Consider the following 25920-nt stretch of genomic DNA (forward strand, 5'->3'; position numbering starts at 1 on the left):
ACATGGTGAACCTCGAGACAGTGAACACCTACGAGGGCACCCACGACGTGCACGCCCTGATCCTGGGCCGCGCACAGACCGGCCTGCAGGCCTTTGCCTAAGCCTTTCTGAAGGGCCCCGGTCTTCCTATCCCCAGTGGCCCTTCAGTCCTGGGGAAAGCCAACTCCCCCGGCTTTCCCCACATATTCCCTTCCCGAGATCGAGAGACTTCCATGAAACAGAACCTTATCGCAGGTGACTGGGTCGACGGGCTGGATGCCGTCGAGAACCGCAACCCCGCCGACATTTCCGAAGTAATCGGCCTGTTCGCCCGTGCGTCGGCGGACCAGGTGGATCAGGCCGCACAGGCCGCCCGCGCGGCATTGCCGGGGTGGGCCAATGCCTCGCCACAGGTGCGTTCGGACCTGTTGGAGGCGATTGCGCAGGAGTTGTTCGCGCGTAAGGAAGACATTGGTCGGGTTCTCGCGCGGGAAGAAGGCAAGACCCTTGCCGAAGCCATCGGTGAAACCGCTCGTGCGGCCCAGATTTTCCGCTTTTTCGCTGGGGAAGCGATCCGCGTGGCAGGGGATGCCATAGCGTCGGTGCGCCCGGATGTGGACGTTGATGTCGTGCGCGAACCGGTTGGTGTGATTGGCCTGATCACGCCCTGGAACTTTCCGATTGCCATCCCGGCGTGGAAGATCGCGCCGGCGCTGGCCTATGGCAACACGGTGTTGTTCAAGCCGGCCGATCTCGCACCGGCAAGCGCGCATATCCTGTCGGAGATCATCCACTATGCCGGATGTCCTGCGGGTGTGTTCAACCTCGTGATGGGGCAGGGATCGGTTGTTGGCAATGCGATTGTGTCCCACCCCGAGGTTGATGCGGTGTCCTTTACCGGCTCGGTGCCGGTAGGCCGCAACCTCGCGGTCGAGGCGGCGAAGGGCATGAAAAAGGTGCAGCTCGAGATGGGCGGCAAGAACCCGATGGTCATCATGGATGACGCGGACATGGATATTGCCGTGTCGACCGTTTTGAACGGGGCGTTCTTCTCGACCGGTCAACGCTGCACGGCGTCGAGCCGGATCGTGGTGCAGGCGGGCATTCATGATGCTTTTGTCACGCGTCTTGCCGCCGAAGCGCAGGGGTTGAAGATCGGCAACCCGCTCGATTCCTCGGTGCAGATGGGGCCGGTGGTGTCGGAGAAACAGCTGTTCAACAACCTCAGCTATGTGGACGTGGCCAAGCATGAAGGTGCCGAGGTGATTGGCGGGGAACGTCTAACACTGGAGACCGAAGGGTATTTCCAGGCACCTGCGATGTTCGTGAACGCGACCAACGAGATGCGCTCGAGCCGTGAAGAGATCTTTGGCCCCTGTGCCAGCATCATCAAGGTATCGGATTTCGATGAAGCGCTGGCGGTGGCAAATGACACCGAGTTCGGGCTGAGCTCGGGGATCTGTACCTCGAACCTCAAGTTCGCGCGTGAATTCAAGCGTCGCAGCGAGGCGGGCATGGTGATGGTGAACCTGCCGACGGCGGGGGTTGATTACCACGTGCCCTTTGGCGGGCGCAAAGGATCGTCCTTTGGTTCGCGTGAGCAGGGGCGCTATGCGGCGGAGTTCTATACCGCTGTGAAAACCGCCTACAGCTTTGCGGGGTGAGGTGATGGACTTCCAGTCGGTCGGGGTGATCGGAGCCGGGCAGATGGGCAACGGGATTGCCCATGTCTGTGCGATGGCAGGGTATGATGTGGTTCTCAACGACATCTCGCCCGAAGCCCTGACCGGGGCTGTGCAGCGGATCGAGAAGAATACTGCGCGGCAGGTTTCGAAGGGGCAGATTTCGGAGGAAAGTCGCGCTCTGGCATTGCAGCGGATCAGGACCACGACCGACCTTGGGTCGGTCGGCGGGTGCGACCTCGTGATCGAGGCGGCAACCGAGCGGGAAGTGGTAAAGGACCAGATTTTCGCGGGGTTGCAGGCGTCATTGGCACCGCAGACGGTGCTGACCACAAATACATCGTCGATTTCGATCACCCGGCTGGCGGCCAAGACGGACCGGCCGGAGCGGTTCATGGGGTTTCATTTCATGAACCCGGTGCCGATGATGAAGCTGGTGGAGTTGATCCGGGGCATCGCGACGTCGGAAGAGACGTATCAGGCGATGCTGACCGTGGTGGGCCGGCTTGGTAAAACCGCGGCAAGTGCCGAGGATTACCCGGCTTTCATCGTGAACCGTGTGCTGATCCCGATGATCAACGAGGCCTGCTATGCCTTGTACGAGGGTGTCGGCAACGTCCAGAGCATCGATGCGGCGTTGAAGCTGGGCGCGAACCATCCGATGGGGCCGCTTGAGCTGGGTGATTTCATCGGTCTGGATACTTGCCTGGCGATCATGAACGTGCTGCATGACGGATTGGCAGACACCAAGTATCGCCCTTGCCCGTTGCTTGTGAAATACGTTGAAGCCGGATGGCTTGGGCGTAAAACCAAGCGCGGTTTCTATGACTATCGTGGTGAGGTTCCGGTTCCGACCCGCTGAGGCAGCGGGCCGGAATTTGCGTGATCAGGCGTTGATGTCCTGCGGCAGCAGGTCCTGCGGCATATTCTGGTAGCAGACAGGGCGTAGGAAGCGGCGGATCGAGAGGGTGCCCACGGAGGTGGCCCCGAAGTTTGTCGACGCCGGGTAGGGGCCGCCGTGCACCATGGTCTCGCTGACCTCGACGCCGGTTGGGAAGCCATTGGCCAGAATACGGCCCGCCTTGCGTTCGAGGATGGGCAGGAGTGTTGCGGCGGATTGAACGTCGTCTGCCTCGATGTGAAGGGTGCAGGTGAGCTGGCCTTCGAGGTTCTCGGCAAGTTCGCGCATCTCAGGGAACGAATTTGCGATTACAATCAGGCCAAGAGGGCCGAAGACCTCGTCCGCAAGATGCGGGTTCTGTAGCCAGTTTTCCGCCGTTGTGCGGAAGAGATTGGGGCTCGCGCTGCGTTGGCCGCTTTGGTTTGTGAAGACCTCGTGAACGCCCTGCGTTGCCGCCATCTGAGCCTGACCACTTTGGTAGGCGGAGGCGATACCGTCGGTGAGCATGGTTTGAGGTGGAACTTCAACCAAGGCAGCGCGGGCGGTTTTTACAAATGCTTCTGCCTCGGGGCCTTCAGTCAGAACGAGAATGCCGGGGTTGGTGCAGAATTGGCCAGCACCCATGGTCAGAGAGGCAGCCCATCCCCTGGCAATGTCCTCACCGCGGGTTTCGAGGGCGGAGGGGAAAACGAACATGGGGTTCACCGAGCCGAGTTCACCGAAGAACGGGATCGGTTCCGGGCGGGCGGCGCAGAGATCGAACAGGGCGCGCCCCCCGGCCAGCGAGCCGGTAAACCCGACCGCCTTGATGAGCGGGTGCTGCACCAGCGCGGCACCGGCGGCGCGGTCGTTTCCCTGGATCAGGCTGAAGACGCCGGGGTGGATGTTGCAGGACTGGATTGCGGCATGGATGGCATCGGCGATGATTTCGCCGGTGCCGGGGTGGGCGTCGTGCCCTTTGACGACAACGGGACATCCTGCGGCGAGGGCGGCGGCGGTGTCGCCACCGGCGGTGGAAAAGGCGAGTGGGAAGTTGGAGGCACCGAAGACGGCGACGGGGCCGGTCGGGCGCTGGATCATGTGCAGATCGGGACGTGGCTGGGGCGTGCGATCCGGCAGGGCGGGATCGTGGCGGCGATCAAGGTAGTCGCCCTTGCGGATGTGATCTGCAAACAGGCGCAACTGGCCGGTGGTGCGGCCGCGTTCGCCCTCAAGGCGGGCTTCGGGCAGGCCGGTTTCCTGTGTGCCGATCAAGGTGATCGCTTTGGCGCGGGCTTCGATTTCGTCCGCGATGGCATCAAGGAGGGCGGCGCGCTCAGAGCGGGAGGAATATCCGAAGCTCCAGAATGCCTCTTCCGCAGCGCGGGCGGCGGCGTCGACGTCCGAAGCACGTCCTAAGGCGAAGTCATATTCAGGGCCAAAGGCGGGTTGGGATGAAAAGGTGGTGTCGCCTGCAATCCAGTTGCCAGCGATCAGGTGTTTTCCGTGTGGGGTAAAGGTCATCGGGTCCTCGGGAGAATCATTTATGGATAATGTATCCAAAATCCCGATGCGCGCAAGGAGTCGCGAAAACGCTGCCGTCAGTCTTCGTCGGCAGCCCGTTTTGCGGCGACCATTTCCAGAAGCTGGTCCTTGGTGCGGCGGATGTGGTTGTCGAGAAGGGCGCAGGCTTCGTCGATCTTGCCGGCCTGAGCGAGGGTGAGCAGGCTGCGGTGTTCTTCCTTGGCCGGGTCCCGCTGCTTCATCACGCTCAGGTGCATACGGACATAGCGATCAGACTGAAGGTTGATGCGATGCAGCAGATCGTTTGTCAGACGCCGTCCGGCAGCGGCATAGAGATTTGAGTGATAGTCGTAGTTCAGCGCGCCCCATTTGCTCACGTCGTCGGCGTCGTAGGAGGCTTCCATCTCATCAAGGATCTTGTCGCAGCGCGCAAAGTTGGTGGAGGTCATCAAGGGGATGGCGCGGCGGAACAGATCGACTTCGAGCATGATGCGCAGGTCGAAGATCTCGCCGATTTCCTCGAGCGAGTGCTTGGTAACCTGCGCGCCCCGGTTGTTGGTCAGCTGCACCAAACCTTCGGCATCCAGACGCTTGAGGGCTTCGCGGATCGGCATGCGCGAGACTTCGTATTCTTCGGCAAGCGCTTCCTGGCGGATGGTTTCGCCCTCGGCGAGTTCGTTGCTCAGGATTCGTTCACGCAGGTCATTCGCGATGACATCGGGAAGGCTTTGTCTTGAAATTGCACGTTTGCCCGCCATGAGCCCGTCTCCGCTCTTTGCCTGAATTTTGGATACGAAGTGTCCTTTGAGTTTGATTAATAAATCAAAAGGCGAGCGGAGATGAAAGCCCAAGACGTCAAAATAGCCTCATGGGATGTTGTATCCATCGACTTGCCTGCCTGGATCAGGCACCCCAGGTGTCACTCAGGCGGTAGCCGCCGGGCCAGGGATCGTCGGGGTCGAGCATGTGTTGATGGATGCCGGTGATCCATCCTCGGCCAGAGATTTCGGGCACGATGGCGGGGCGGTCTCCGACATTGGTCGTGTCGACGATGCGCCCTGAAAACTGTGATCCGATGATCGAGATGGCATCAAACGTCTGGCCGGGGTGCATTTCTCCCTTGGCGGCCATCAGGGCCATGCGCGCGGACACGGCGGTGCCGGTGGGGGAGCGGTCGACCTTGCCCGGTTGAATGGCGACGGCGGATTTGCCGGTCAGGCCGGTTTCGGTTTCGGTGAGCGGGCCACAGAAGGCGCAAAATGAGATGTGATCCCAATCCGGATTTTGCGGATGGGAGAACCCCAGTTGTTCGTTGGCGGCATTGGTGATGGCGACGCCGGTGCGGGCGATGTCCTTGGCCTCGCCTTCGGTGATGTCGAACCCCAGCGCGGTGGCATCCACGACAACGAAGCTGTCTCCGCCGTAGGCCGTGTCGACGGTGAGGGTGCCAAGGCCTTCGACTTCGAGAGGCACCGCGATCTTGTCGGCGAAGCTCGGGACGTTCTGAACGAAGATACGCTCGGCCTTGCCATTGCGGCACTCGGCGCGGACACGGACAAGGCCGCCCGGCGCTTCGAGGGTAAGGTGGGTGATCGGTTCCTGCATCGGGAGGATGCCGCCATCCAGAATCACGGTCGAGACGCAGATAGAGTTGGAGCCTGACATCGGGGGGGTGTCTTCGGGTTCCATGATGATCCACGCGGCATCGGCCTCGGGGTGTTTGGGCGGGACCAAGAGGTTCACATGGCGGAAGACGCCGCCGCGGGGTTCGTTCAGGACGAAATTTCGCAGCGTCTGATCTTCGGCGATGAAGCTGCGCTGATCCCAGAGGGTTTCACCGGGGGGAGGGGCTACCCCGCCCACGATGACGTCGCCAACTTCGCCTTCGGCATGGGCCGAGATCACGTGGATGGTTTTAGTGCTGCGCATGGGAGCTCCTGAAGGTTGCTGCCGTCTATGGCCTATTGGACGGTGGAAGAGGGCGTTCGGCTGGCTTGTTCACGACATGGGATTGCAAGAGACGACTTGGTCAGAAGCGATCCGGGGCGAAGGCGGAAAGGTCGAGTTGCGGGGATTGATGGGTGACAAGGTCGGCGACAAGTTCTGCTGTGCCGGCGGATTGGGTCAGGCCAAGGTGGCCGTGACCAAAGGCGTAGAGGACATTTTGGGACTTGGGGGAAGGGCCGATGACCGGAAGGCTGTCGGGGAGAGAGGGGCGGAAACCCATCCATTGGGTGCCACCACTGGTGTTAAGGCCGGGCAGGAACTCTGTGGCCTTGCGTAACAGGATGTCGGCGCGCTTGTAGTTGGGCGGCAGGTTCAGACCGCCAAGCTCTACGGCGCCGCCAATGCGCACGCCGCCGCCGATCTTGCTCGCGACAAAGCCGTGGCTTGAGAACGTCAGGTGTGTGCGCAGGTCAAAGGCGCCAGGGGGCAGGGTGGTGTTGTAGCCGCGTTCGGTTTCCAGCGGGATTTTGTCACCCAGTGTGCGGGCAAGGTGGTGCGACCATGCCCCCGCACAGATGATCGCCTTCGAGGCGTTGATCGGGCCATCGTTGGTGTCGAGGCGAACGCCATTGGCGTCAGAGTGGAGGGCCGTGATGTTTACGGTTTCGATCTTGCCGCCGCGTGCGCGGAAGGTCTGCGCGAGATGCTCGGTCCAGGCTTTCGGATCGGTGGTGTTCATCCACGACAGGGTGAAGGCCGCATGGGTGAAACGCGGATTGAGGCCGGGCTGGATCTCGGCAATGGCTTCGGCGGAGTCGAGTGTGTCTATTGCGATCCCGTGATCGCGGCGGGCCTGAATGCCCGCTTGGTTGGCGGCGAATTCGCGGGGCCCTTCGTAGAGTTGCAACTGGCCTTCGCGTTGCATCATGTGTTCACCGTCCGTTGCAGTGATCTGGCGCTGCAAGGCGGATTTGCTGTGATCCATGAGTGCGGTCTGGGCCGTCATCGAGGTGGCGTAGCGGTCGGGCCAGCTGGCGCGCCAGAAGCGCAGCATCCAGGGGGCGATTTTCAGGGCGTAGGATGGCGGGATCGAAAGCGGGCCGAGCGGATCAAGCAGCCACTTGGGGGCCTTACGCATGATGCCGGGGGTGGCGAGGGGGATGATCTCGGTAAAGGCAAAAGCGCCGGCGTTGCCCTGAGAGGCCTCGGCAGCGACACCGCCGCGATCGAGGACGCGAACAGAGAGCCCGCGCGTTTGCAGGGCAAGCGCGGTGCTGATGCCAACGATCCCGGCACCGACGACGATGATTTCTTGTGACATGTTTGGCCTTTGTTGATCCGGCGAACTGCCGGGCACATTCCGCGAGAAAGGACCGCCCGGCAAGAGGTTATAGTGCGATGCCATCCCTGAAGGGGTCGGCCGCGTCGAACATGAGGTGGGTGTTGGCCGTCACGAAGGCCTGACCGGTGATCGTGGGAAGGACACCACCGTTTGGTCCGGGTTGGTAGGAAAGGTGGTAGGGGCTTCCAATCACGCTTTGCTGAATGATCTCCTGACCCGGTGCGAGGGTGCCCCGTGCGGCGAGGCTGGCAAGGCGGGCGGAACTTCCGGTGCCGCAGGGCGAACGGTCATAGGTGTCATCGGGACACAGGACGAAGTTGCGGCTGTGGACGCCGGGGGTGTTTGGGGGCTCTTGAAACACGACGTGATCAATGGGTTCGCCGGCCTCGCCCCCCAGCCCAGCCGCATTGGCCGCATTGCGGATGGCGATGCCGGCGTCCGTGAGTGTGCGTATGTTGGCCGGTGTCACGGGGATCGGGCTTGGGTCGATGATGTAGAACCAGTTGCCGCCGTAGGCGATGTCGCCGGTGATGGTTCCCAGCCTCTCAACTCTGACTTGGGCGTCTGCCTGTACGAGGCGGCTTTCGACATTGCGCACGGTGACCGTGTTGGCGTCGGACAGCGTGACTTCGACGATACCGGCGGGGGTTTCGAACTTGTGGGTGCCGATGTCGATGCGGCCGAGGTGGGCGAGGGTGACGGCAAGGCCGATGGTGCCGTGGCCGCACATGCCCAGAACGGCCCCGGCGTCGAAGTAGATCACGCCGGTTGCGCAGGACGGATCGGTTGGCGGCACAAGAAGCGCGCCAACCATCGCGGGTTGGCCGCGGGGTTCCCGCATGACCGACAGGTAGAAATCTGCGTGGTCACTGGCCAGCCGTCGCGCGCGTTCGGCCAGCGGCCCCGACCCGAGGTCGGGACCACCGTCAAGGATCACCCGCGTGGGTTCTCCGCCGGTGTGACTGTCGATCACATGCATTCGCTGATGATCCCGCCTTGCGCCGACCAATCGGCAAACCATGCGCGGAACTGGGCGTATTGCTGTTCGCAATAGTTGCGCTGGGCGTCGGAGAGGATGTCCGTCTCGACAAAGTGGAGCCGGTATTCTTCTTCGCCGTTCAGCACGAGAAGGTGCTTGTAGTAGAGAACGAGGTCGGTGCCTTCGTCGAAACTTGCCAACACGGCAAAGGCTTCGTCCAGTTCGCGTGCGCGCAGGCGGGCTTCGGCGTGACCTTCGGCGGCCTTTTGCGACAGCGCGGCGAGCAGCAGGGCCTCTTTCGGCAGGGCCGTGCCGATACCGGTGATCGAGCCGGTGGCACCGCAGTTGACAAAGCCGTGGTAGACCTCGGTATCGACGCCGACCATCAGCGTGACCTGATCGTCGCGCGAGGTGATGTGTTCGGCTGCATAGCGCAGGTCTTCCTCGCCGCCGAATTCCTTGAAGCCAACAAGGTTCGGGTGTTCTTTCCGCAGTGCGAAGAACAGGTCGGCGCGGGTGGCAAAGCCGTAGACGGGGCTGTTGTAGATGATGGCCGGAACGTCGGGTGCTGCGGAGAGAATGGCCTTGAAGTGGTTTCTCTGCGCGGCGATCGACTGACCACGCGACAGGACGCGGGGGATGACCATCAGGCCGGCCGCGCCAACCTTTTGGGCATGGGCGGCGTGGGCAACGGCAGAGGCGGAATTGATGGCGCCGGTGCCGACAACGACGGGAAGGCCTGCGGCGACAAGGCGTTCGACACCTTCCATGCGCTGGGCGTCTGAGAGCAAGGGCCAGTCGCCCATCGAGCCGCAGTAGACAACGGCGGACATGCCGGCCTCGATCATCTCGTGGCCTTTCCGGACGAGTGCGTCATAGTCCGGGGTACGGTCTTCTTTGCAGGGGGTCATCAGGGCCGGCATGGTGCCGGTGAAGATATTCTGTGACATTGGGGTCTCTTTATTGACTTGGAAACGGGAGGGCCGGGCGCGGGTCAGCGCACGTTGGCCAGAAACTTTCGGGTGTGTTCGGATTGGGCGTTGCCGAAGATCTGTTCAGGCGGTCCGATTTCTTCCATGACGCCTTGATGGAAAAAGGCGACCCTGTCGCTCACGTCGCGGGCAAAGCCCATTTCGTGGGTGACGCAGATCATGGTCATGCCTTCCTCGGCGAGCATGCGCATGGTTTCCAGCACCTCGCCCACGAGCTCGGGATCAAGCGCCGAGGTGGCTTCGTCGAACAGCATGTACTCGGGCTCCATCGCCAGCGCGCGGGCGATGGCAAGGCGTTGTTGCTGGCCGCCGGACAGGGCGCCGGGGTAGGCATCGAGTTTTTCGCCAAGGCCCACGTGTGACAGCTGTTGGGCCGCGATGTCGCGGGCGTCGGCCTTGGATTTGCCTTTGACGATGCGCGGGGCGAGGGCGACGTTTTCCAGCGCGGTCAGATGCGGGAAGCTGTTCCACTGCTGGAACACCATGCCGAGTTTCTGACGAAGTTTGTTGATGTCCGTGCCCTTGGCGTGAACGTCGGTTTCATCGACGACGACCTTGCCGTCCTGGATCGGTTCAAGCCCGTTGATGCAGTAGAGCAGGGTGGATTTGCCGGAGCCAGATGCGCCGATGACCGAGAGAACTTCGCCTTTCTGGACGTCGAGGTTGATGCCTTTCAGCACATGCAGCGTGCCGAAGTATTTGTGCAGGTCACGAATTTCGATCATTGAGCCCACCTTTTTTCAAGTGCCGCGGCATAGCGCGAAATCGGATAGGACAGCGCGAAGTAGAACGCGCCGGCGAGTGTGAGGATGAGGAAGGGTTCCTGGGTGCGGGTGATGAGGATCTGGCTTGCCTTGAGGAGTTCGACGTAGCCAAGCACGGAAACCAGCGCGCTGTCTTTCATCACGCCGAGCGCGACGCCCACCCAGGCTGGGAAGACGGCGCGGCCACCAATGGGGAGCACGACGTGACGCAGATCCTGCCAATAGGTCATGCCGAGGCTGCGGGCGGCGCGGCGCATAGGAGTGCCGACGGCTTCGATACCGCCGCGTGCCACGTTGGCGACAAGGGACGCGGTGTATATCGTGAGGATGACAACGCCGGAGGCGAAGGGATCGAGGTTCAGTCCGATGATCGGTGCGAAGTTATAGAACAGCACCAACTGGATGATCAGCGGGACAGATCGGAAGATATCCAGGATCGGGGCGACGGTCAGGGTTGCGGCGAGTTTGCCTTCGTAGAGTATCCAGCCGAAGATCGCGCCGATAACCGTGCCGATGGAGATGGACAGCAGGGAAATCCACATCGTGCGCAGGGCTGCTTCGCCAAGGAACCACAGGTCGTTGATGTTGAAGCCGCTGAAGAAGGTAACAGTGGGTTGCATGGAAATCTCCTCAGTAGCGGAACAGCCGGATCGCCAGGAGGCGCGAGGCTGCGAGGATGATTTTGACGATCACGTAGTAGATCACGGCGGTGATGGCGAAATACTCGAAGATGCGGAAGGTGCGGCTGGCGAAGAACTGGGTCTCGCCGCTGAGTTCGCGGAAGCCGACAAGCATGCCGAGCGATGACATCAGGACCGCCCAGACCATCTGGTTGGTGATCGGGTGATAGACGATACGAAAGACCTGCGGGATGACAACGCGGGTGTAGGCCTGCCATGCGGTCATGCCAAGCGACCGCGATGCGCGCAGCTGGGTGTCTGGTAGAGCCTGGAAGCCGCCCCGGAAGTTCTCGGCAAGGTAGCCGGCGCAGTTGAAGCTGAGGCCGGTGAGGACGATGAGATAGGGCGACAGGTGCAGGCCGAAGGCACCGAGGCCGAAGCCGAAGAAGAAGAGCTGGAACAGCGCGGGGGTATTGCGGGCCACCTCGACCCAAGTGGAGGCCAGCCAGTAGAGCGGCCCCTTTAGGTGGAGCCGGATCAGCGCAAGGCAGAGGCCGATCACAATGCCGATGATCATCGCCAGAACGGCCACCTGAAGCGTCAGGAAGGCGGCGTCTATCAGGTCCGGCAGGCTTTTCATCACCGGGCGCCAGTGAAAGTTGTAGTCGAACATGGGAAATCCTTCCGACCATCGCCTGACAGGCAGGCGATGGCGGGTTTGGGAACGTTGGGATCAGTACATCACGCCGGGAATGCGCAGTTCCGGTGCGTTGCCACCCACGTATTTGCCCCAAAGCTCTGCATAGCGGCCCGAGCGTACCTGATGGGTCACGAAGAGGTTGAGGTAGTTGATCCATGTGACGTCTTCGCGCTTGCCAACAACCGAGGTGTAATCGGTGGTCCAGGGCATGCGGGGGCCGGCGAGGACGGAGTCATATTGCTGGGTGATCGGCAGAACGGCGGTGTTGGTGGTGATGCCGATGTCGGCCTTGCCCTGCGCGACGGCGAGGAAGACTTCGTTCTCGGACTGGTAGCCCTGATAGTTGCCTTCTTCGCCCCACTCGGCAGCGATCTTCAGCCATTCCTGCTCGGGCACGGTGCCGATGGCGGCGGCGACGCGTTTGCCGCGGATGTCCTCGAAGCTCTGGATGCCGCTGTCTTTGTTGACGACGCCCTGAGCGTAGTAAATCGCGTAGGGGATGGTGAAGCCGACGGTGCGGGCGCGGGCAAGGCTGTCGGAGGTTGCGCCGAAGACCGCGTCGGCGCGGCCGGTGACGATCACGGGAAGGCGTTCGGCCCAGGTGACCGGCAGGATTTCGGCTTCGACTTCGAGAGCGGCGGCGAGGTCGTTGCAATAGTCGACGTCAAAGCCGGCGGGCGCGTTGTTGGCATCGCGGTATCCGATTGGTGGGAAATCGAGCACCACGCCACAGCGCAGGGTGCCGCGATCCACGACATCATCCAGCGTGTCGGCAATAACGGGGGCGGTTGTGCTGGCCAGCAGAACGGCAGCGGCAATCATTTTCTTGATCATTTTTGGGGTTCCTCTCAGTTGGATGAATTATGGGATAAAGGATTTTGGATACAAAATCCATAATGAGAAAAATTTTGCCAAATTTTGCTCTGAAATGCGGCTCAGGGGTTAGGTAAGGTTTTGAAAGGGATGGAGAAAGTGGCAGGTGCCGCGCATTTGCAGGCGCGGGTCGTGGCGGGCGGGTTTGGACGCGCCGCGCGAAAACTATGGACGGAGAAGGGGGCGAACGTCGATGTGATTCGCGATGCGACCCCCGGAGGGTTTCCGGAGGTCGCTGGCTTATGCCGGGGTCAGACGCACTCGCGGTCCGCGATGTCGAGCGTGCGGTCGAGGATTTCCAGACCGGTCATCAGGTCCTCTTCGGAGATGTTGAGCGGCGGCGTCAGACGGATCACGTTCGAGAAGAACGACAGGTAGAGGCCGTTGTTCATGGCAAAGCCCATCATCTCGGTCATTGGCTTGGCATCGTCCCCCTTGGCCGCGAAGGGCACAAGCGGTTCCTTGGTTTCACGGTTCTTGACCAGTTCGATGCCGTTGAACATGCCCTTGCCGCGAATATCGCCAATCGAGGGGTGCTTCTCGGCAAGCTTATGCAGTCCGGCGCGCAGCTTTTCGCCCATGGCGGTTGCATGGGTGAGGGTGTCTTCCTCCTGCATGGCGCGGATCGCGGCGACACCGGAAGCACAGGCCAGCGGGTGACCGGCATAGGTGAGGCCGCCGGGAAGGGGATAGTCCCGCAGCCAGTCGTGCAGTTCGGTGCTGACTGACATGGTGCCGAGGGGTACGTAGCCCGAGTTGATGCCCTTGGCCGAGGTGATGATGTCGGGCTGAACGCCCCAGTGATCGACGGCAAACCATTTGCCGGTTCTGCCAAAGCCAGCCATGACCTCGTCCGCGATCAGGAGGATGCCGTATTTCTCGCAGGTGGCCTTGATCGACTGGAGATAGCCGTCGGGCGGCACGAGGATGCCGTTGGTGCCGACGATGGGTTCGAGGATCACGGCTGCCACGGTGTTGGGGTTTTCGTACATCAAGAGTTCTTCGAGATGCGGGCCACCTTGGGCCACCGGGCAGTTTGCCGGATCGGTATGGCCGGTCGGCAGGCGGTAGAGGTAAGGATCAAGCATCCGCACGATACCGGGCATGTCGGCGCGGGTCAGGTGGTGGCGCGGATCGCCTGTGAGCGAGAGGGTGCCGCCGGTTGCGCCATGATACGAGCGGTAGCGGGCGACAATCTTGGTGCGGCCGGTGTAGTGACGGGCCAGCCGTATTGCGGTTTCATTCGCGGCCGAGCCACCCGTGGTAAAGAAGGTCGACGAGATATTGGCCGGCGTGATGTCATTCATCAGCGCGGCCAGTTCCGAGCGCACGTCTGATCCCATCGCCGGGCCGATGTAGCAGAGCTTGTCCGCCTGATCCTTGATGGCCTGCACGATCTTGGGGTGCTGGTGGCCAAGGTTGGCGTTCACCAGCTGCGATTGGAAGTCGAGGTAGCGTTTGCCATCGCTGTCCCAGAACCACGACCCGCTGGCGCCGGTGATGACTCGGGGTTTGCCGCCCTGTTTCGACCAGCTTTGCAGATAGTGATTGGCGTGCATGTCCTGCACCCATTCTGGGTCATGTGACGGGTAGGCGTTGGAAAGATCGTCCATTGGTTTGGTCCGTTTGTTGGAGCGGTCGTTAGTCGAGTATGGCCGTGGCCTGGCCCAGGGCGTCAACATCCGGCGTGACACCAAGGCCCGGGCCTTCGGGTGGGGTGATGCGGCCATCCTTGCGGGTGGGCGCGTTGGGATCGAGGCGCGGGCCGACATAGTGGGACAGGTCGCAGGTGTTCATGATGCCGCGTGCGGGTGTGGAGGCGGCGAGGTGCAACAGGGCGGCCGTGGTGACGTCGCTGCCCCAGGTGTCTTCGATGCACATCTGGGTGCCAAGGGTCAGGCACAGATCACGAATGCGGCGCATGTTCGAAAGACCGCCCATCTTGGACAGTTTCAGGGCGGCGGCGTCCATGCAGCCGGCCTGATGTCCGGCGATCACAGACGCGATGTCATGCGCGCTTTCGTCCAGCTTCATCGGCAGGCCGGTGGCGGCGCGGACATGGGCGCATTCCTCGATGGTGGCGCAGGGCTGTTCGAGCATGATGTCGAGATGGGCAACGGCGCGACCCACGCGGGTGGCGGTCAGGGCATCGGCGCCGCAGTTCCAGTCACCGTAGACCAGAGGGCCGTCACCCACGGCTTCACGGACCTGCGTCAGGCGTGCGACATCGGCCTGCCAGTTGCTGTCGGCCCCCAGTTTGACCTGAAACTGGCGCATCCCGAGATCAAAGGCGTCGCGCGCCATGCGGGCCATTTCCTGCGGCTCAACGCAGGTGATCGAGTGGTAGAGCGGCATGTCCTTGACCGCGCGTCCACCAAGCAGCGCGTAAAGCGGCAGGTTGGCGGCCTGGGCTGTAAGATCCCAGAGGGCGGTGTCGATCGCGGACTTGGCGTAGTCATGGCCGATGAGGTGTTTGTTCAGCCGTTCCATGAGGGCTTCGGGGCCAATCGGATCGGCGCCGATCAGTGCGGGTGTCATTTCCTCGAGTGCCGGGATGACACCCTTGGCGTAGGCGGGAAGATAGTGGGGGATCGGGCAGACCTCGCCCCAGCCGGAAAGGCCGGTATCGGTGTCAAGGCGAAGGACAACGGAAAGGGTGGTGTCGCAGGTTTTGCCCTCGGCCATGTAGTAGGTTTCATGGCTTGTCAGGGGAACTTCCCAAGCGGTGATGCGGGTGATTTTCAAGGGCGGCCTCCCGGTTGTTTATGTGTGTTTCTTGCCATCAGGCGCGGGTTTCATAGGTGGCGACGGGTGCGCCAAGGATGTCGAGATCGGGGCTGACGCCGAGGCCGGGCAGGCTGGGCGGTGTGGCAGAGCCGTTGGTGTTGCGTGCGCCTTGGTTTGGAACAGGGTCGACCGAGAGGTGGTAGTGGCAGAGCCAGCTTGCCAAACGGTTGGCATCCGGGGTCGAGGCGGCGAGGTGGATGGCTGCGGTGTCGGCAAGGGCCGAGCCGCCCAGATCCTCGATGTGCATCTGCCAGCCGACGGAGACGCCGAAATCGCGGATCTGGCGGGCCTTGGTCAGGCCGCCGACACGGTTGGGTTTGACCTTTACGCCTTCGCAGGCCCCCCGTTTCCACGCGTCGAGGTGATCAGAGAAGTTGTGCATACATTCGTCGAGCATGATCGGATTGGAGACCCGGGCCGCCACATGGGCGCATTGGTCGAGGGTCTCGCAGGGTTGTTCGACCCAGTCGCGTGCCTTGGTGCTGTTCAGCACTTCGATGGCGACGGCGGGTTGCCATGCGCGGTTCACGTCGAAGGTAACCTTGTGCCCCTTGGGCAGGCCCGTCGAGATGGCTTCGATGCGGTCGATGTCCATCCCGATGTCGGTGCCGCCGACCTTGGCGGAATGCACGGTATAACCCTTGGCCGCGGCCTTTTCGATCAGGGCGAGCATGTCTTCCGGTGTGCCGGTCGAGATCGAGGAGTTGACGAGAACGGGGGTCGCCTCGCTTCCGCCCATCAGTTGCCAGAGGGGAAGGCCTGCGGACTGGCCGAGGATGTCCCAGCAGGCCATGTCGATGGGGGACTTTACATAGGGGTGGCCGGGCAGCTGAATGTCCATCAGTCGGTTGATGTGGTCAAGGCTGCGGGGGTCTTCTCCGATCAGGAAGGGCGCGAGCGTTTGAACGCCGGCGCGGATACCCGGGCCGTGGGCGGGCAGGTAGGTATGACCCCACGGGCAGCCCTCGCCCCAGCCGGTGATCCCGGCGTCGGTGTCGATACGGATGAACGTGCTGTCGAGCGTTTCGAATTTCAGCCGACCTCCCGAAAGCCAATAAGGCTCGGTCAGGGGCATGTCGAGTTGGTAGACCGTGATGCGGGTGATCTTCATCTGCGTACCGATTGGAAAGAGGAGAGCGGGGGCCGTGGCCCCCACCTGTTTGGTTTATTCCGCTGCTTGCAGCACTGCGTCGGTGCGCGGGCGTTCGGATTTCGGGTCGTAGGCCGCTTCACCAAGGATGCGCCCCTTGCGGGGTTCGCCTGCGACGATGACCTCGACGTCGGTGCCGGGTGTCGCTGCCTGCGGCTTCACATAGGCAAAGGCGAGGATCTTGCCGACGGTGTGACCGTAGGCCACCGAGGCGGTTGCGCCGACCACTTCGCCGTCTATACGGATGGCTTCACCACCGTGGCCGTCTTCGATGCCGTCTGGATCGATTTCTAGGTAGGCGCAGATCCAGGGCAGTTCGCTGCTGTCCGCGCTGGCGCGGGTGGCTTCGACGCCGAGGTAATCCTTGTCGAGTTTGACGAAACGCATGACGTTGGCTTCGGGCAGGGTGACTTCGTTGGTGAGTTCGCCTGCACCGGGGAAGGCCTTTTCCATGCGCAGGGAGTTCATGGCGAAGGAGCCGTAGTTCTCGATCCCGTGCGGTTCGCCGGCGGCCCAGAGCGCGGTGTAGACATCGACGCAGGCTTCATCCGGCATGTGCAGTTCCCAACCGAGTTCACCAGCATAGGACATGCGGAAGGCCCAGACCTTGTGACCGGCGACCGTGATTTCCTGTGCCGAGAGCCAGCGGAAGCCGGCGTTGGACAGGTCGGCATCGGTGCATTGGGCCAGCACCTCGCGGGATTTCGGCCCGTTCAGGGACAAAGCCGACCAATCTTCGGAGAGCGTGGTGACGGAGACGGTCTCTCCCGCGAGGTTCTGGTTCAGGTGATCCACAAGGCGTTGCTCGAAGAAGGCCGCGCATACGAGGTAGTAGCGGTCTTCTGCCATGCGCACGATGGTGGTTTCCAGCTCGATACGACCGCGGCGATTCAGCATGTGGGTCAGCGTGATTGAGCCGTCTTTTTGCGGCATCTTGTTGGCCGTCAGGCGATCCAGATAGGCATGTGCATCCGGGCCGGAGACTTCGACCTTGGTGAAGGCGGTCACATCCATGATGCCAACACCTTCGCGCACGGCCTTGCACTCGTGGGCGACCATGTCGAACACTTCGTTGCGGCGGAACGAGTAGTGATCCTGCTGTGCAACGCCGTTGCGGGCGAACCAGCGGGGGCGTTCGTGGCCAAAGACCTCTTCGTAGACCGCGCCCTTGTCCTTGAGGATTTCATAGAGCGGGGAGGGTTTGATCGGGCGGCCAGCGAGACGGTTGAAGTGCGGGAAGGGGATTTCGTGACGCAGCTTGTAGTCTTCGTGGGCCTTGATCACCTGCCAGTCTTTCTTGGCGTAGTCACCGAAGCGGCGCGGATCGTAATCGCGCATGTTGATATCGGCCGAGCCGTGCACCATCCATTTCGCCAGTTCGCGCGTCAGGCCGGGGCCCCAGCCGATGCCGATCTGGGTGCCGCAGCAGCACCAGTAGTTCTTGACGCCCGGCGCGGGGCCGACCATCGGGTTGCCATCCGGCGGGTGCGAGATCGCGCCATGGACTTCGCGGGTGATGCCCAGCTCAGCAAAGATCGGCATACGCTCGAGCGAGTTTTCGAGCCAGGGCATGACGCGGTCATAATCGGCTTCGAACAGCCAGTTTTCGTATTCCCACGGGCATTCATCGTGCCAGACCGAGTTCGAGTTCTCTTTCTCGTAGATGCCGATAAGGCCCTTTTTCTGCTCCATGCGGATATAGCCGGAGACCATCTTGTCGTCGCGGATGACCGGCAGTTCGGTGTCGAGGTCCTTGAATTCAGGCACGTCCTCGGTGACGAAATAGTGGTGGGTCATCGAGGTCATCGGCAGTTGCAGATCTGACCATTCCCCCATCTGGCGGGCATAGGTGCCGCCCGCGTTGACGACGTGTTCGCAGGTGATGGTGCCCTGTTCGGTTTCCACGACCCACTCGCCGGCATCGTTCTGAGTGATGTTGGTGGCGCGGCAGTGGCGGAAGATCTTTACACCCTTCTGGCGGGCGCCGGTGGCCATTGCCATCGTGACGTTTGACGGGTCCACGTGGCCATCGTCGGGGGTGTAGAGCGCGCCAAGCACGCCGTCGAGATTATAGTAGGGGTGCTTTTCGGCGATGAAGGCGGGGTCGACCAATTCGATGTTGAACCCCAGCGCACGGCCCACCGACAGGGTGTGGCGCAGCCAGTCCATTTCATCTTCGGTATAGGCCAGACGGAAAGAGCCACAGCCGTGCCATGTGACGGCCTGGCCGGTTTCCTCTTCGAGGGTCTTTGAATAGAGGCCGATGTTGTAATCAACCATCTTGCCGAGCCCGTAGGAGCTGGTCGAGTGGGTGATCTGGCCGGCAGCGTGCCAAGTGGAGCCACTTGTCAGTTCCGCCTTTTCCAAGAGCACGGTTTCCTCACCCCAGCCTTCATGGCCCAGGTGATAGGCCAGGCCGCAGCCCATGACGCCACCGCCGACGATGACGACTTTTGCGCGCGCTGGCAGTTCTTTTTTGGACATCGCAAATTTTCCTGTTCGAGAGTCGAAGATTTCTGTGGATTTGATATGCAAACACTTGTACCACGGTCAACAGAAAATGAAACAAATGATCGTACCAAGATAGCAAATGGGCCAAACAAGCGTATCAAATGCCGTGCTGGATCGCCTGTCGGAGGAGTTGGATGAGCTGACTCCCGAGGCACGCAAGGCTGCGCGCTATGTGCTTGAAAACCCAAGGGACGTTGGCTTTTTGACGGTGCGGGAGTTCGCTGATGCCGCGAACGTGAAACCAAATACGATCGTGCGGATGGCACGGCAGGTCGGTTTCGATGGCTATGACGACTTTCGCGAGCCGTTCCGCGAGGCGATTCGTGCTGGTACCGCCACTTTGCCGGATCGGGCGCGGTGGCTTCAGGACATCCAGAAGCGCGGCGGAATGGGACGTTTGTACGCTGACATGGCGACAAGCGCGTTGCGCAATGTCGAAGAAACCTTTGCGGCGGTCGATCAGGCAGAGATGAGTGCGGCGGCCAAGGCGGTTTGGGAGTCGCGGAATGTCTATACGCTTGGGGTTGGTGTGAACCACGCAAACGCCAGCAACTTTACCTATCTTGCCTCGACGGGCATGACCCAGTTCCACGCCATTCCGCGCCCCGGTTCGACCAGCGTCGACGACCTTGCCTGGGCGGATTCGCGCGACGTGCTGATTGCGATCACCAGCCGCCCCTATCGTAGCGAAGTGATTGCTGCGGCTGAAATGGCCAAGGAGCAGGGCGTGACGGTGATTGCCTTGTCTGATTCGCCAGCTTCTCCGATTGCCCGTATCGCGGACCACAGTTTTATCATCGCGATGGACACGCCACAGTTTTTCCCGTCGTCCGTCTCAACTCTGGCACTTCTCGAAACCCTTCTCAGCTTTGTCATCGCGTCTGCGTCTGACGAGGTCGTTGGGCGCGTCGAGAAGTTCCATGAACGTCGCCAGCAACTTGGTTTTTATCAGGAGGATCCCTCATGAATGCGCCTTTGACCCATTCTCTTGAAGCACGCTACTACACCGACCCCGCCATCTTTGAGGACGAGATGCAGGGCCTGTTGACGCGCACTTGGCAGTTTGCGCTGCACAGCTCGGATATTCCGAACGTTGGAGACTATTTCGCCTTTGAGGTAGCCGGCCAGAGCCTGTTCGCAATCCGCGGTCGTGATGAGGTGGTGCGTACCTTCTATAATGTCTGTCAGCACCGCGCGCATGAAATGGTTGCGGGCAAGGGTAACACGCGGGTCGTGGTCTGCCCCTATCACCAGTGGACCTATGAGCTTACCGGCGGCCTGCGCGCCGGGCCGAATATCAAGAGCGTGCCGGGGTTTGATCGTGAAAAGATCTGCCTGACCGAAGTGCGCACCGAGGATTTCCACGGCTTTATTTTCGTTAACCTCGACAATGATGCCGCGCCGATGGACGAGTGGTATCCGGGCGTGCGCGAGGAATTGGCCGAGTTCGTGCCGCATATCGCCGACCTGAAACCGCTGGAATGGGTGGAATGCCCCGAGAAATGCAACTGGAAGGTTTCGGTTGAGAACTATTCGGAGTGTTACCACTGCCCGACCAATCACCCGACCTTTGCTGAGGGTGTTATCAAGCCGGAAACCTATGACATCCAGCCTGCCGACGAGGGGTATGTCCTGCGCCACACGACCGAATGTCAAAGCCTCGACAAGATGACCTATCCCATCGACCTCGAAAGCAATGCGCGGGCGGGGGATTACCAGAGCTGGTTCCTGTGGCCGATGTTCTCGTTCCAGTGCTATCCGGGCAACGTTCTGAACACCTATCATTGGCGCGCGGAAGACGTGAGCAACTGCACGGTCTGGCGCGGCTGGTACACCGAGGGTGGTCACGAGAGTGACGTGATCCGCGGCCTTGCAGTGCAAGATCGCGAAACCACGGTGGAAGAAGACATCCGTCTGGTTGAATCGGTACAGCGTGGTCTGCGTTCGAAAGGCTATGTGCCCGGTCCGCTGGTTCTTGATCCCGGTTGTGGCGTGATGAGCGAGCATTCGATTGCCCGTCTTCAACAGTGGATGCGGGACGCCGTGGACGGCTGACCCGGAAGACGCCAGCGGGGAAAGGTGAAGGTCTCAACGGCAATTCGATTTGGTTATTGCAATTCGAATGGTTGAGACGTTCGCGCTTTCTGTTTGATCACCTGCAATGGCGGATGAAGCAAGGAGGAGCTTTGACATGTTGATGCCGGAGAAGTGGACAGCGGAGCAGAAGCTGTTTCCCTACCAGGTGGGGTTTACCTGTCCGCCGTTTGACTATGACGCGGCGCCAAGTGATTTCCTGCGGATGTGTCCGGATACCGTTGGGGTGCATGGCTGGATGTTGCACGTGCCGGACTATGCGCACGGGCTGGATCAGCGGAAACAGAACTTTGGCATGATGGACGATTTCGTGCACTGCATGGCGCGCAACGGCGCGGATGTGGCGGCGCAGGTGGGGTCGAACTGGGTGCATGCCAGCGGGCTTGGCGTGGAGGGCATCCGCCAGCATTGCCAGGATCTTTCGGACAAACATGGCGTGGCTTTCCACATGGCGGGCTACGCCATGGTCGAGGCGCTGCGCGAGATGAACGTTGAGAAGGTCGCGCTGAATGGGGCCTATCACTGGCCTGGCTGGTGGCAGGGTACCGTCGGATTTCTGAAGGAGGCCGGGTTTGACGTTCTGTGGGCCGGTAACTTCGTCGATCAGGGCTGGTTCGAGACGCAGGAAGACGTGAATGCGCTGCGTTGGATCTTTGATGGCGATCTGGCGACCAAGAGTTTCGATTTCGTTGCCGATAAGGCACCCGATGCCGATGCCTATCTTATCAACGGGATGTGCAATTTCCGGCGGGCCGACGGGGTGCCGCAGCGGCCGCTTCACCTGACCCGCGATCTTGAAGAGCGGTTGGGTAAGCCGGTTATCGGCCACGATACCGCGTTGTACTGGCGCATTTTCAAGACACTGGGGATTGCCCCCGTGACGCAGCAGGACCGTCTGCTGGAAAGCCTGAAATCCTAAGAGCCAAAAAGGCCGTTTCACAGGGAGTATGAACATGCACAAGATCGTTGCCCTTTGGGCGATCCCACGGTCGACCTCGACTGCTTTTGAATGGATGATGCGACAGCGTGGGGATCTTGATTGTCTGCACGAGCCGTTTGGTGAGGCCTGGTACCAGGGGGAAGAACCGCTTTGGCAGCGCTTCAAGCCGGGTGAAAAGACAACGCCGGGTCTAACGCTGGAAAGCGTGTGGGAGGATATCAAGGCGCGGGCCGAGAAGGGGCCGGTCTTTCTCAAGGACTTTCCACATTACATCAACCATATGTGGACGCCGGAGTTCCTGTCGCATTTCACCCATGCCTTCCTGATCCGCGATCCGGCGAAAACCATCAGTTCGATGTACAACAAGTGGCCGGATTTCGATGAGGGTGAAGTGGGGTTCCCAGAGCAGCGCGCGCTGTTTGATCTGCTGACGGCGCTGAACGGGGGCAACCCGCCGCCGGTTGTCGACAGTGATGACCTTCTCGAAAATCCGCACGACATGACCGCGGCCTTCTGCGAGTCGGTTGGCATTCCCTTCATCGAAGAGGCCCTGAGCTGGCAGGCAGGCGGCGATCCTTCGGCGCACAGCTGGTGGGACGGCGGTTCTTTCCATGCCAACCTTGCCCAATCGACCGGCCTGAAGCCGCAGGTGCGCAAATACGTTGAGGTGTCGGAGGCCCCGGAACGGGTGCAGCAGGTGCATCGCCGTATGAAGCCTCACTATGACCATCTCTATCAACACCGCATAACGCTCTGAGGAATATACTCGTGTCAGACATCAAACCTTATTGGCAGAACTACATCGACGGCGCCTGGGTCGATGGGGGTTCCGGCCGCATCAGTGTGACCAATCCTGCAACCGGCGGCCAAATAGCCGAACATGCGCTGGCGGATGCTGCCGACGTTGACCGTGCCGTCATGGCGGCGCGGCGTGTGCATCTGTCCGGCGTTTTGACCGACATGCGACCGGTTGAGCGGGGGCGTTTGGTTCAGGCAATGGGCAAGTACCTGCTGGACCATATCGACGAGATCGCGCCGGTTCTGACGCTCGAGCAGGGCAAGCCGCTTTGGGAAGCGCGGATGGAGGTTCAGGGAGCCGCGAGGTACTTTGAGTACTATGGCAATCAGGCGGAGACCGTGGAGGGGCGTTCGATCCCGCTTGGATCGGGGTATTTCGATTTCACGACCTACGAACCCTTTGGTGTTTCGGCGCAGATCATCCCCTGGAATTATCCCGTGGAAATGACGGCCCGTTCGCTTTCGGCAGCGCTGGCCACCGGGAACACGGTGGTGATCAAGAGCCCGGAGATGACGCCGCTGACCAATGCCTGGTTTGCACATGCCGCCGAGGCCGTTGGCCTGCCCACGGGTGCGGTCAACATCCTGTGCGGCTATGGTCACGAGGCCGGGGCAGCCTTGTCCTCGCATCCGCAAGTGAACCAGATCGTGTTTACCGGTTCGGTGCCGACCGGGATCGCCATTGCCACGGCTGCGGCGCGCAATGTCGTGCCCTGCGTTCTGGAACTGGGTGGCAAATCTGCGGCCATCGTGCACGACGATGCCGACCTTGCCGCCTTTGAGAATGATGTGCGCTGGGGTATCTGGTTCAACGCGGGCCAGGTGTGTTCCGCCATGAGCCGGGTGATCGTACACGAGAGCGTGCATGACGAACTTGTCGAGCGCTTGACCACGGTTGCAAACGGTCTGAGCGTCGGGGCGGGCATTGAGCGGCCCGAGTTCGGTGCCAACATGGGGGCAATGGTAAGCCACGGCCAGCGGGACCGCGCGGTCGGGATGGTGAATGACGCCATTTCGGCGGGTGCCCTTGCCGCCGCCGGTGGACATGCGCCCAATGACCCCGGGGCCTTTCTTGCGCCCACCGTGTTGTCGGGTGTCACCCCGGATATGACCATTGCCCAGGAAGAGGTATTCGGGCCGGTGCTTTCGGTGCTGAAGTTCCGCGATGACCACGAGGCGCTGGAGATCGCCAATGGCACACCCTATGGCCTTGTCGGCGGCGTCTTTACCCGTGACATCGACCGCGCCACCCGTGCCGCGCGCGACGTGCGTGCCGGGCAGGTGTTCGTGAATGAATGGTATGCGGGTGGTGTTGAAACTCCGTTCGGCGGATACGGCAAATCGGGTTACGGTCGGGAAAAGGGGCGCGAGGCGCTCTGGAACTATGTGCAGACCAAGAATGTCGCCATCAAACTGAGGGCCTGACCGGCAATGACCCAGCCAACCTCAATCCGCCAGGTCGTGGAAAACGGGCTTTGCATCGGCTGCGGCCTTTGCGAAGCCCTCGCGCCTGCCCGGTGGCGGATGGCTTACACACCGGAGGGCCGTTTGCGGCCCTTGGCCCTGGCTGCGGGAGATGATGCAGACATCCTTGCCGCCTGTCCCGGTGCCGTTGCCGAGGCCTTGCCGGAACCCGCGCCGCAAGAAGACGGGATCTGGGGAAAGTACCATGGCATGACCCGTGCCTGGGCTGCCGATCCGGATATCCGCTTTCGCGCGGCCACCGGGGGCATCCTTACCGCATTGGGTGCCTATCTTCTGTCCTCGGGCAAAGCGCGTTTTGTGCTTCACTGCGCCTCTGATCCAGCTGCGCCGATGCAATCGACATGGGTGATGAGTGAAACGCCCCAAGACGTGATCCACGCCTGCGGTTCACGATACGGGCCGTCCGATACACTGGCCGGGCTGGAAGCTGCGCTTGCGCGGGGCGAACCCTTTGCCGTGATTGCCAAACCCTGTGATGCAGGAGCGATCCGGCAGCGGGCCAAGTCTGACCCACGCATCGATGCGCTGGTTGTGGCCGTGCTGGTCATGGTCTGTGGCGGGGCGTCCGACCTTGGCAAGAGCCGGGCCGTTCTGGACGAGTTCGACGTGGACGAGCGTGATCTCACCCTGTTTCGTTACCGTGGCTATGGCAACCCTGGTCCCACCCGGATCGAAACCCGGGACGGCATGGCGTTTGAAAAAACCTATCTCGACATGTGGGCGGATGAGTCGGGGTGGCGTATCCAGAGCCGTTGCAAGATTTGCCCGGATGCCATCGGCGAGGCGGCCGACCTGGCTGCGGCCGACATCTGGCCCGGCGGCGCGCCGGTTGGCGAAGACGCGGGCTTCAACGGGGTGATTTCACGCAGCGCCCGCGGGCAGGCCCTGCTCGACGCGGCTGTCGCGGATGGGGCGGTGCGGCAGGACAAGGCGCTGACGCCGCGCATGTTCGATGATTTCCAGCCGCATCAGGTGCGCAAGAAGCAAAAACTGGCGGCGCGTTTGCGCGGGCTGCAGAAGGCAGGCCAACCTGTCTTTGCCCACGAGGGCCTGCGTATCGACGCCTTGGACACGCGGGACATTCAGGAAGAACAGGGAACGCTGGACCGCGCCAATGCGGGCCGCTTTACGGAAACCATGCCAACGGAGATTGAATAGATGGCTGACCTCTTCAACGAAGACCTTTTCCTCAAAGGTCTCGAGCAGCGCAAGGGCACCCTTGGTGCGGAATACGTGGAAAAGAATCTGGCCGCGGCGGATGAATTTACCCGCCCCTTCCAGGAAGCCATGACCGCCTGGTGCTGGGGCTTTGGCTGGGGCGACGACGTGATCGACGCCAAGACCCGTTCGATGATGAACCTCGCCATGATCGGTGCGCTGGGCAAGATGCACGAATGGGAGATCCACTGCAAAGGCGCGCTGAACAACGGCGTCAGCAAGGAAGAGATCCGGGCGATCATCCATGTCGTCGGTATCTACTGTGGCGTGCCGCAGTCGCTGGAATGTTTCCGCGTGGCGCGCAGGGTTCTCGAGGAGCGGGGCCTGCTCTGAGGGCATCAAATCACTGGCTATTCGCAGAGAGGTGCCTGTTCGGGTGCCTCTTTCGTTTTTCTGGCGGGCGAGTCGGAAAAAAATCGGGCCGACTCGCAGGTGATTCAACGCGCGACTCCGGTCTTTTCCGGCCCGGATTCCCTCGAATAGTGGTGAGGGGACGATCGACACCTAGATATGGTGGTGGGGATTGCCGGACCCTGACGACCAAAAACGCGGCTTTCGCCTTATTTTTAAGGATGTTTGAATTTTTTGTGTGAAAGTTGAAAAAAGCGCTTGCGGAGGTTTGGTGTTATGCTTAGAACCCCCTTCACCGGCGGCG

The 25920-nt window shown here is 61.4% G+C and carries 23 protein-coding genes and 1 pseudogene; 10 read left to right on the plus strand and 14 right to left on the minus strand.

All coding sequences use genetic code 11. From position 1 onward, the window contains the following. The 3 genes and pseudogenes from NNA36_RS19525 to NNA36_RS19535 all read left to right on the plus strand — a co-directional run. A pseudogene (locus NNA36_RS19525) lies at nucleotides 1-101 on the plus strand (glutaryl-CoA dehydrogenase); the annotation flags it as partial. A 111-nt stretch (nucleotides 102-212) separates the two neighbouring features. After that, nucleotides 213-1643: an aldehyde dehydrogenase family protein gene (locus NNA36_RS19530; protein ID WP_255110257.1), complete on the plus strand. Its 1431-nt coding sequence runs from the start codon at nucleotides 213-215 to the stop codon at nucleotides 1641-1643. 4 nt (nucleotides 1644-1647) lie between these two features. Beyond that, nucleotides 1648-2523, plus strand: a complete 876-nt coding sequence (locus NNA36_RS19535) for a 3-hydroxybutyryl-CoA dehydrogenase (protein WP_255110259.1) — start codon at nucleotides 1648-1650, stop codon at nucleotides 2521-2523. Nucleotides 2524-2547: 24 nt separating this feature from the next. Here the strand turns inward: NNA36_RS19535 and NNA36_RS19540 are convergent, their stop codons facing one another. The 14 genes from NNA36_RS19540 to NNA36_RS19605 all read right to left on the minus strand — a co-directional run bounded on the left by NNA36_RS19540 (nucleotide 2548) and on the right by NNA36_RS19605 (nucleotide 18703). Beyond that, nucleotides 2548-4065 carry an aldehyde dehydrogenase (NADP(+)) gene (locus NNA36_RS19540; RefSeq protein ID WP_255110262.1) on the minus strand — a complete coding sequence of 506 codons (1518 nt, stop codon included), beginning with the start codon at nucleotides 4063-4065 and terminating at the stop codon, nucleotides 2548-2550. A 77-nt stretch (nucleotides 4066-4142) separates the two neighbouring features. Further along, entirely contained in the window at nucleotides 4143-4823 is a 681-nt protein-coding gene (locus NNA36_RS19545) for a GntR family transcriptional regulator (protein ID WP_255110264.1), read from the minus strand. Between the two features lie 145 nt (nucleotides 4824-4968). Then, nucleotides 4969-5994, minus strand: a complete 1026-nt coding sequence (locus NNA36_RS19550; RefSeq protein WP_255110266.1) for a proline racemase family protein — start codon at nucleotides 5992-5994, stop codon at nucleotides 4969-4971. 100 nt (nucleotides 5995-6094) lie between these two features. Next, complete coding sequence (locus NNA36_RS19555) at nucleotides 6095-7333, minus strand: FAD-binding oxidoreductase (RefSeq protein ID WP_255110268.1); 1239 nt, start codon at nucleotides 7331-7333, stop codon at nucleotides 6095-6097. 67 nt (nucleotides 7334-7400) lie between these two features. Then, a complete protein-coding gene (locus tag NNA36_RS19560) occupies nucleotides 7401-8333 on the minus strand; it encodes a proline racemase family protein (protein WP_255110270.1) in 933 nt (310 codons plus the stop codon). Continuing rightward, nucleotides 8324-9283 carry a dihydrodipicolinate synthase family protein gene (locus tag NNA36_RS19565; protein ID WP_255110272.1) on the minus strand — a complete coding sequence of 320 codons (960 nt, stop codon included), beginning with the start codon at nucleotides 9281-9283 and terminating at the stop codon, nucleotides 8324-8326. The genes NNA36_RS19560 and NNA36_RS19565 overlap by 10 nt, the downstream gene beginning before the upstream one ends. Before the next feature lie 44 nt (nucleotides 9284-9327). Next, a complete protein-coding gene (locus NNA36_RS19570; RefSeq protein ID WP_255110274.1) occupies nucleotides 9328-10050 on the minus strand; it encodes an amino acid ABC transporter ATP-binding protein in 723 nt (240 codons plus the stop codon). Next, entirely contained in the window at nucleotides 10047-10709 is a 663-nt protein-coding gene (locus NNA36_RS19575) for an amino acid ABC transporter permease (RefSeq protein ID WP_255110276.1), read from the minus strand. The genes NNA36_RS19570 and NNA36_RS19575 overlap by 4 nt, the downstream gene beginning before the upstream one ends. Nucleotides 10710-10719: 10 nt before the next feature. Beyond that, a complete protein-coding gene (locus NNA36_RS19580) occupies nucleotides 10720-11382 on the minus strand; it encodes an amino acid ABC transporter permease (RefSeq protein ID WP_255110278.1) in 663 nt (220 codons plus the stop codon). 60 nt (nucleotides 11383-11442) lie between these two features. Continuing rightward, the gene (locus NNA36_RS19585; protein WP_255110280.1) at nucleotides 11443-12243 is read right to left on the minus strand and encodes a transporter substrate-binding domain-containing protein; all 801 of its coding nucleotides are present in this window, start codon (nucleotides 12241-12243) and stop codon (nucleotides 11443-11445) included. Nucleotides 12244-12533: 290 nt separating this feature from the next. Continuing rightward, the gene (locus NNA36_RS19590; protein WP_255110281.1) at nucleotides 12534-13895 is read right to left on the minus strand and encodes an aminotransferase class III-fold pyridoxal phosphate-dependent enzyme; all 1362 of its coding nucleotides are present in this window, start codon (nucleotides 13893-13895) and stop codon (nucleotides 12534-12536) included. A gap of 28 nt (nucleotides 13896-13923) precedes the next feature. Then, on the minus strand, nucleotides 13924-15027 hold the full coding sequence (locus tag NNA36_RS19595; protein WP_255110283.1) for a mandelate racemase/muconate lactonizing enzyme family protein: 1104 nt from the start codon (nucleotides 15025-15027) through the stop codon (nucleotides 13924-13926). Nucleotides 15028-15064: 37 nt separating this feature from the next. Then, nucleotides 15065-16180 (minus strand): mandelate racemase/muconate lactonizing enzyme family protein, encoded by a 1116-nt coding sequence (locus NNA36_RS19600; protein ID WP_255110285.1) that lies wholly within the window; start codon nucleotides 16178-16180, stop codon nucleotides 15065-15067. A gap of 54 nt (nucleotides 16181-16234) precedes the next feature. Next, nucleotides 16235-18703: an FAD-dependent oxidoreductase gene (locus tag NNA36_RS19605; protein WP_255110287.1), complete on the minus strand. Its 2469-nt coding sequence runs from the start codon at nucleotides 18701-18703 to the stop codon at nucleotides 16235-16237. A gap of 106 nt (nucleotides 18704-18809) precedes the next feature. On the opposite strand from NNA36_RS19605, the gene NNA36_RS19610 reads away from it, so the two are divergent. The 7 genes from NNA36_RS19610 to NNA36_RS19640 all read left to right on the plus strand — a co-directional run bounded on the left by NNA36_RS19610 (nucleotide 18810) and on the right by NNA36_RS19640 (nucleotide 25598). Then, on the plus strand, nucleotides 18810-19697 hold the full coding sequence (locus NNA36_RS19610) for a MurR/RpiR family transcriptional regulator (protein ID WP_255110289.1): 888 nt from the start codon (nucleotides 18810-18812) through the stop codon (nucleotides 19695-19697). Next, complete coding sequence (locus tag NNA36_RS19615) at nucleotides 19694-20785, plus strand: aromatic ring-hydroxylating dioxygenase subunit alpha (RefSeq protein ID WP_255110292.1); 1092 nt, start codon at nucleotides 19694-19696, stop codon at nucleotides 20783-20785. The genes NNA36_RS19610 and NNA36_RS19615 overlap by 4 nt, the downstream gene beginning before the upstream one ends. Nucleotides 20786-20921: 136 nt before the next feature. Further along, complete coding sequence (locus tag NNA36_RS19620; protein WP_255110294.1) at nucleotides 20922-21743, plus strand: hypothetical protein; 822 nt, start codon at nucleotides 20922-20924, stop codon at nucleotides 21741-21743. Nucleotides 21744-21777: 34 nt separating this feature from the next. Continuing rightward, nucleotides 21778-22521, plus strand: a complete 744-nt coding sequence (locus NNA36_RS19625; protein WP_255110297.1) for a sulfotransferase family protein — start codon at nucleotides 21778-21780, stop codon at nucleotides 22519-22521. An 11-nt stretch (nucleotides 22522-22532) separates the two neighbouring features. Further along, nucleotides 22533-23987, plus strand: a complete 1455-nt coding sequence (locus tag NNA36_RS19630) for an aldehyde dehydrogenase family protein (RefSeq protein WP_255110300.1) — start codon at nucleotides 22533-22535, stop codon at nucleotides 23985-23987. Between the two features lie 6 nt (nucleotides 23988-23993). Then, entirely contained in the window at nucleotides 23994-25205 is a 1212-nt protein-coding gene (locus NNA36_RS19635) for a Coenzyme F420 hydrogenase/dehydrogenase, beta subunit C-terminal domain (RefSeq protein WP_255110302.1), read from the plus strand. Further along, the gene (locus tag NNA36_RS19640) at nucleotides 25206-25598 is read left to right on the plus strand and encodes a carboxymuconolactone decarboxylase family protein (protein WP_255110305.1); all 393 of its coding nucleotides are present in this window, start codon (nucleotides 25206-25208) and stop codon (nucleotides 25596-25598) included. Nucleotides 25599-25920: the final 322 nt, after the last annotated feature.

The sequence above is a fragment of the Shimia sp. CNT1-13L.2 genome (assembly GCF_024331145.1).
Taxonomy (GTDB): Bacteria; Pseudomonadota; Alphaproteobacteria; order Rhodobacterales; family Rhodobacteraceae; genus Shimia.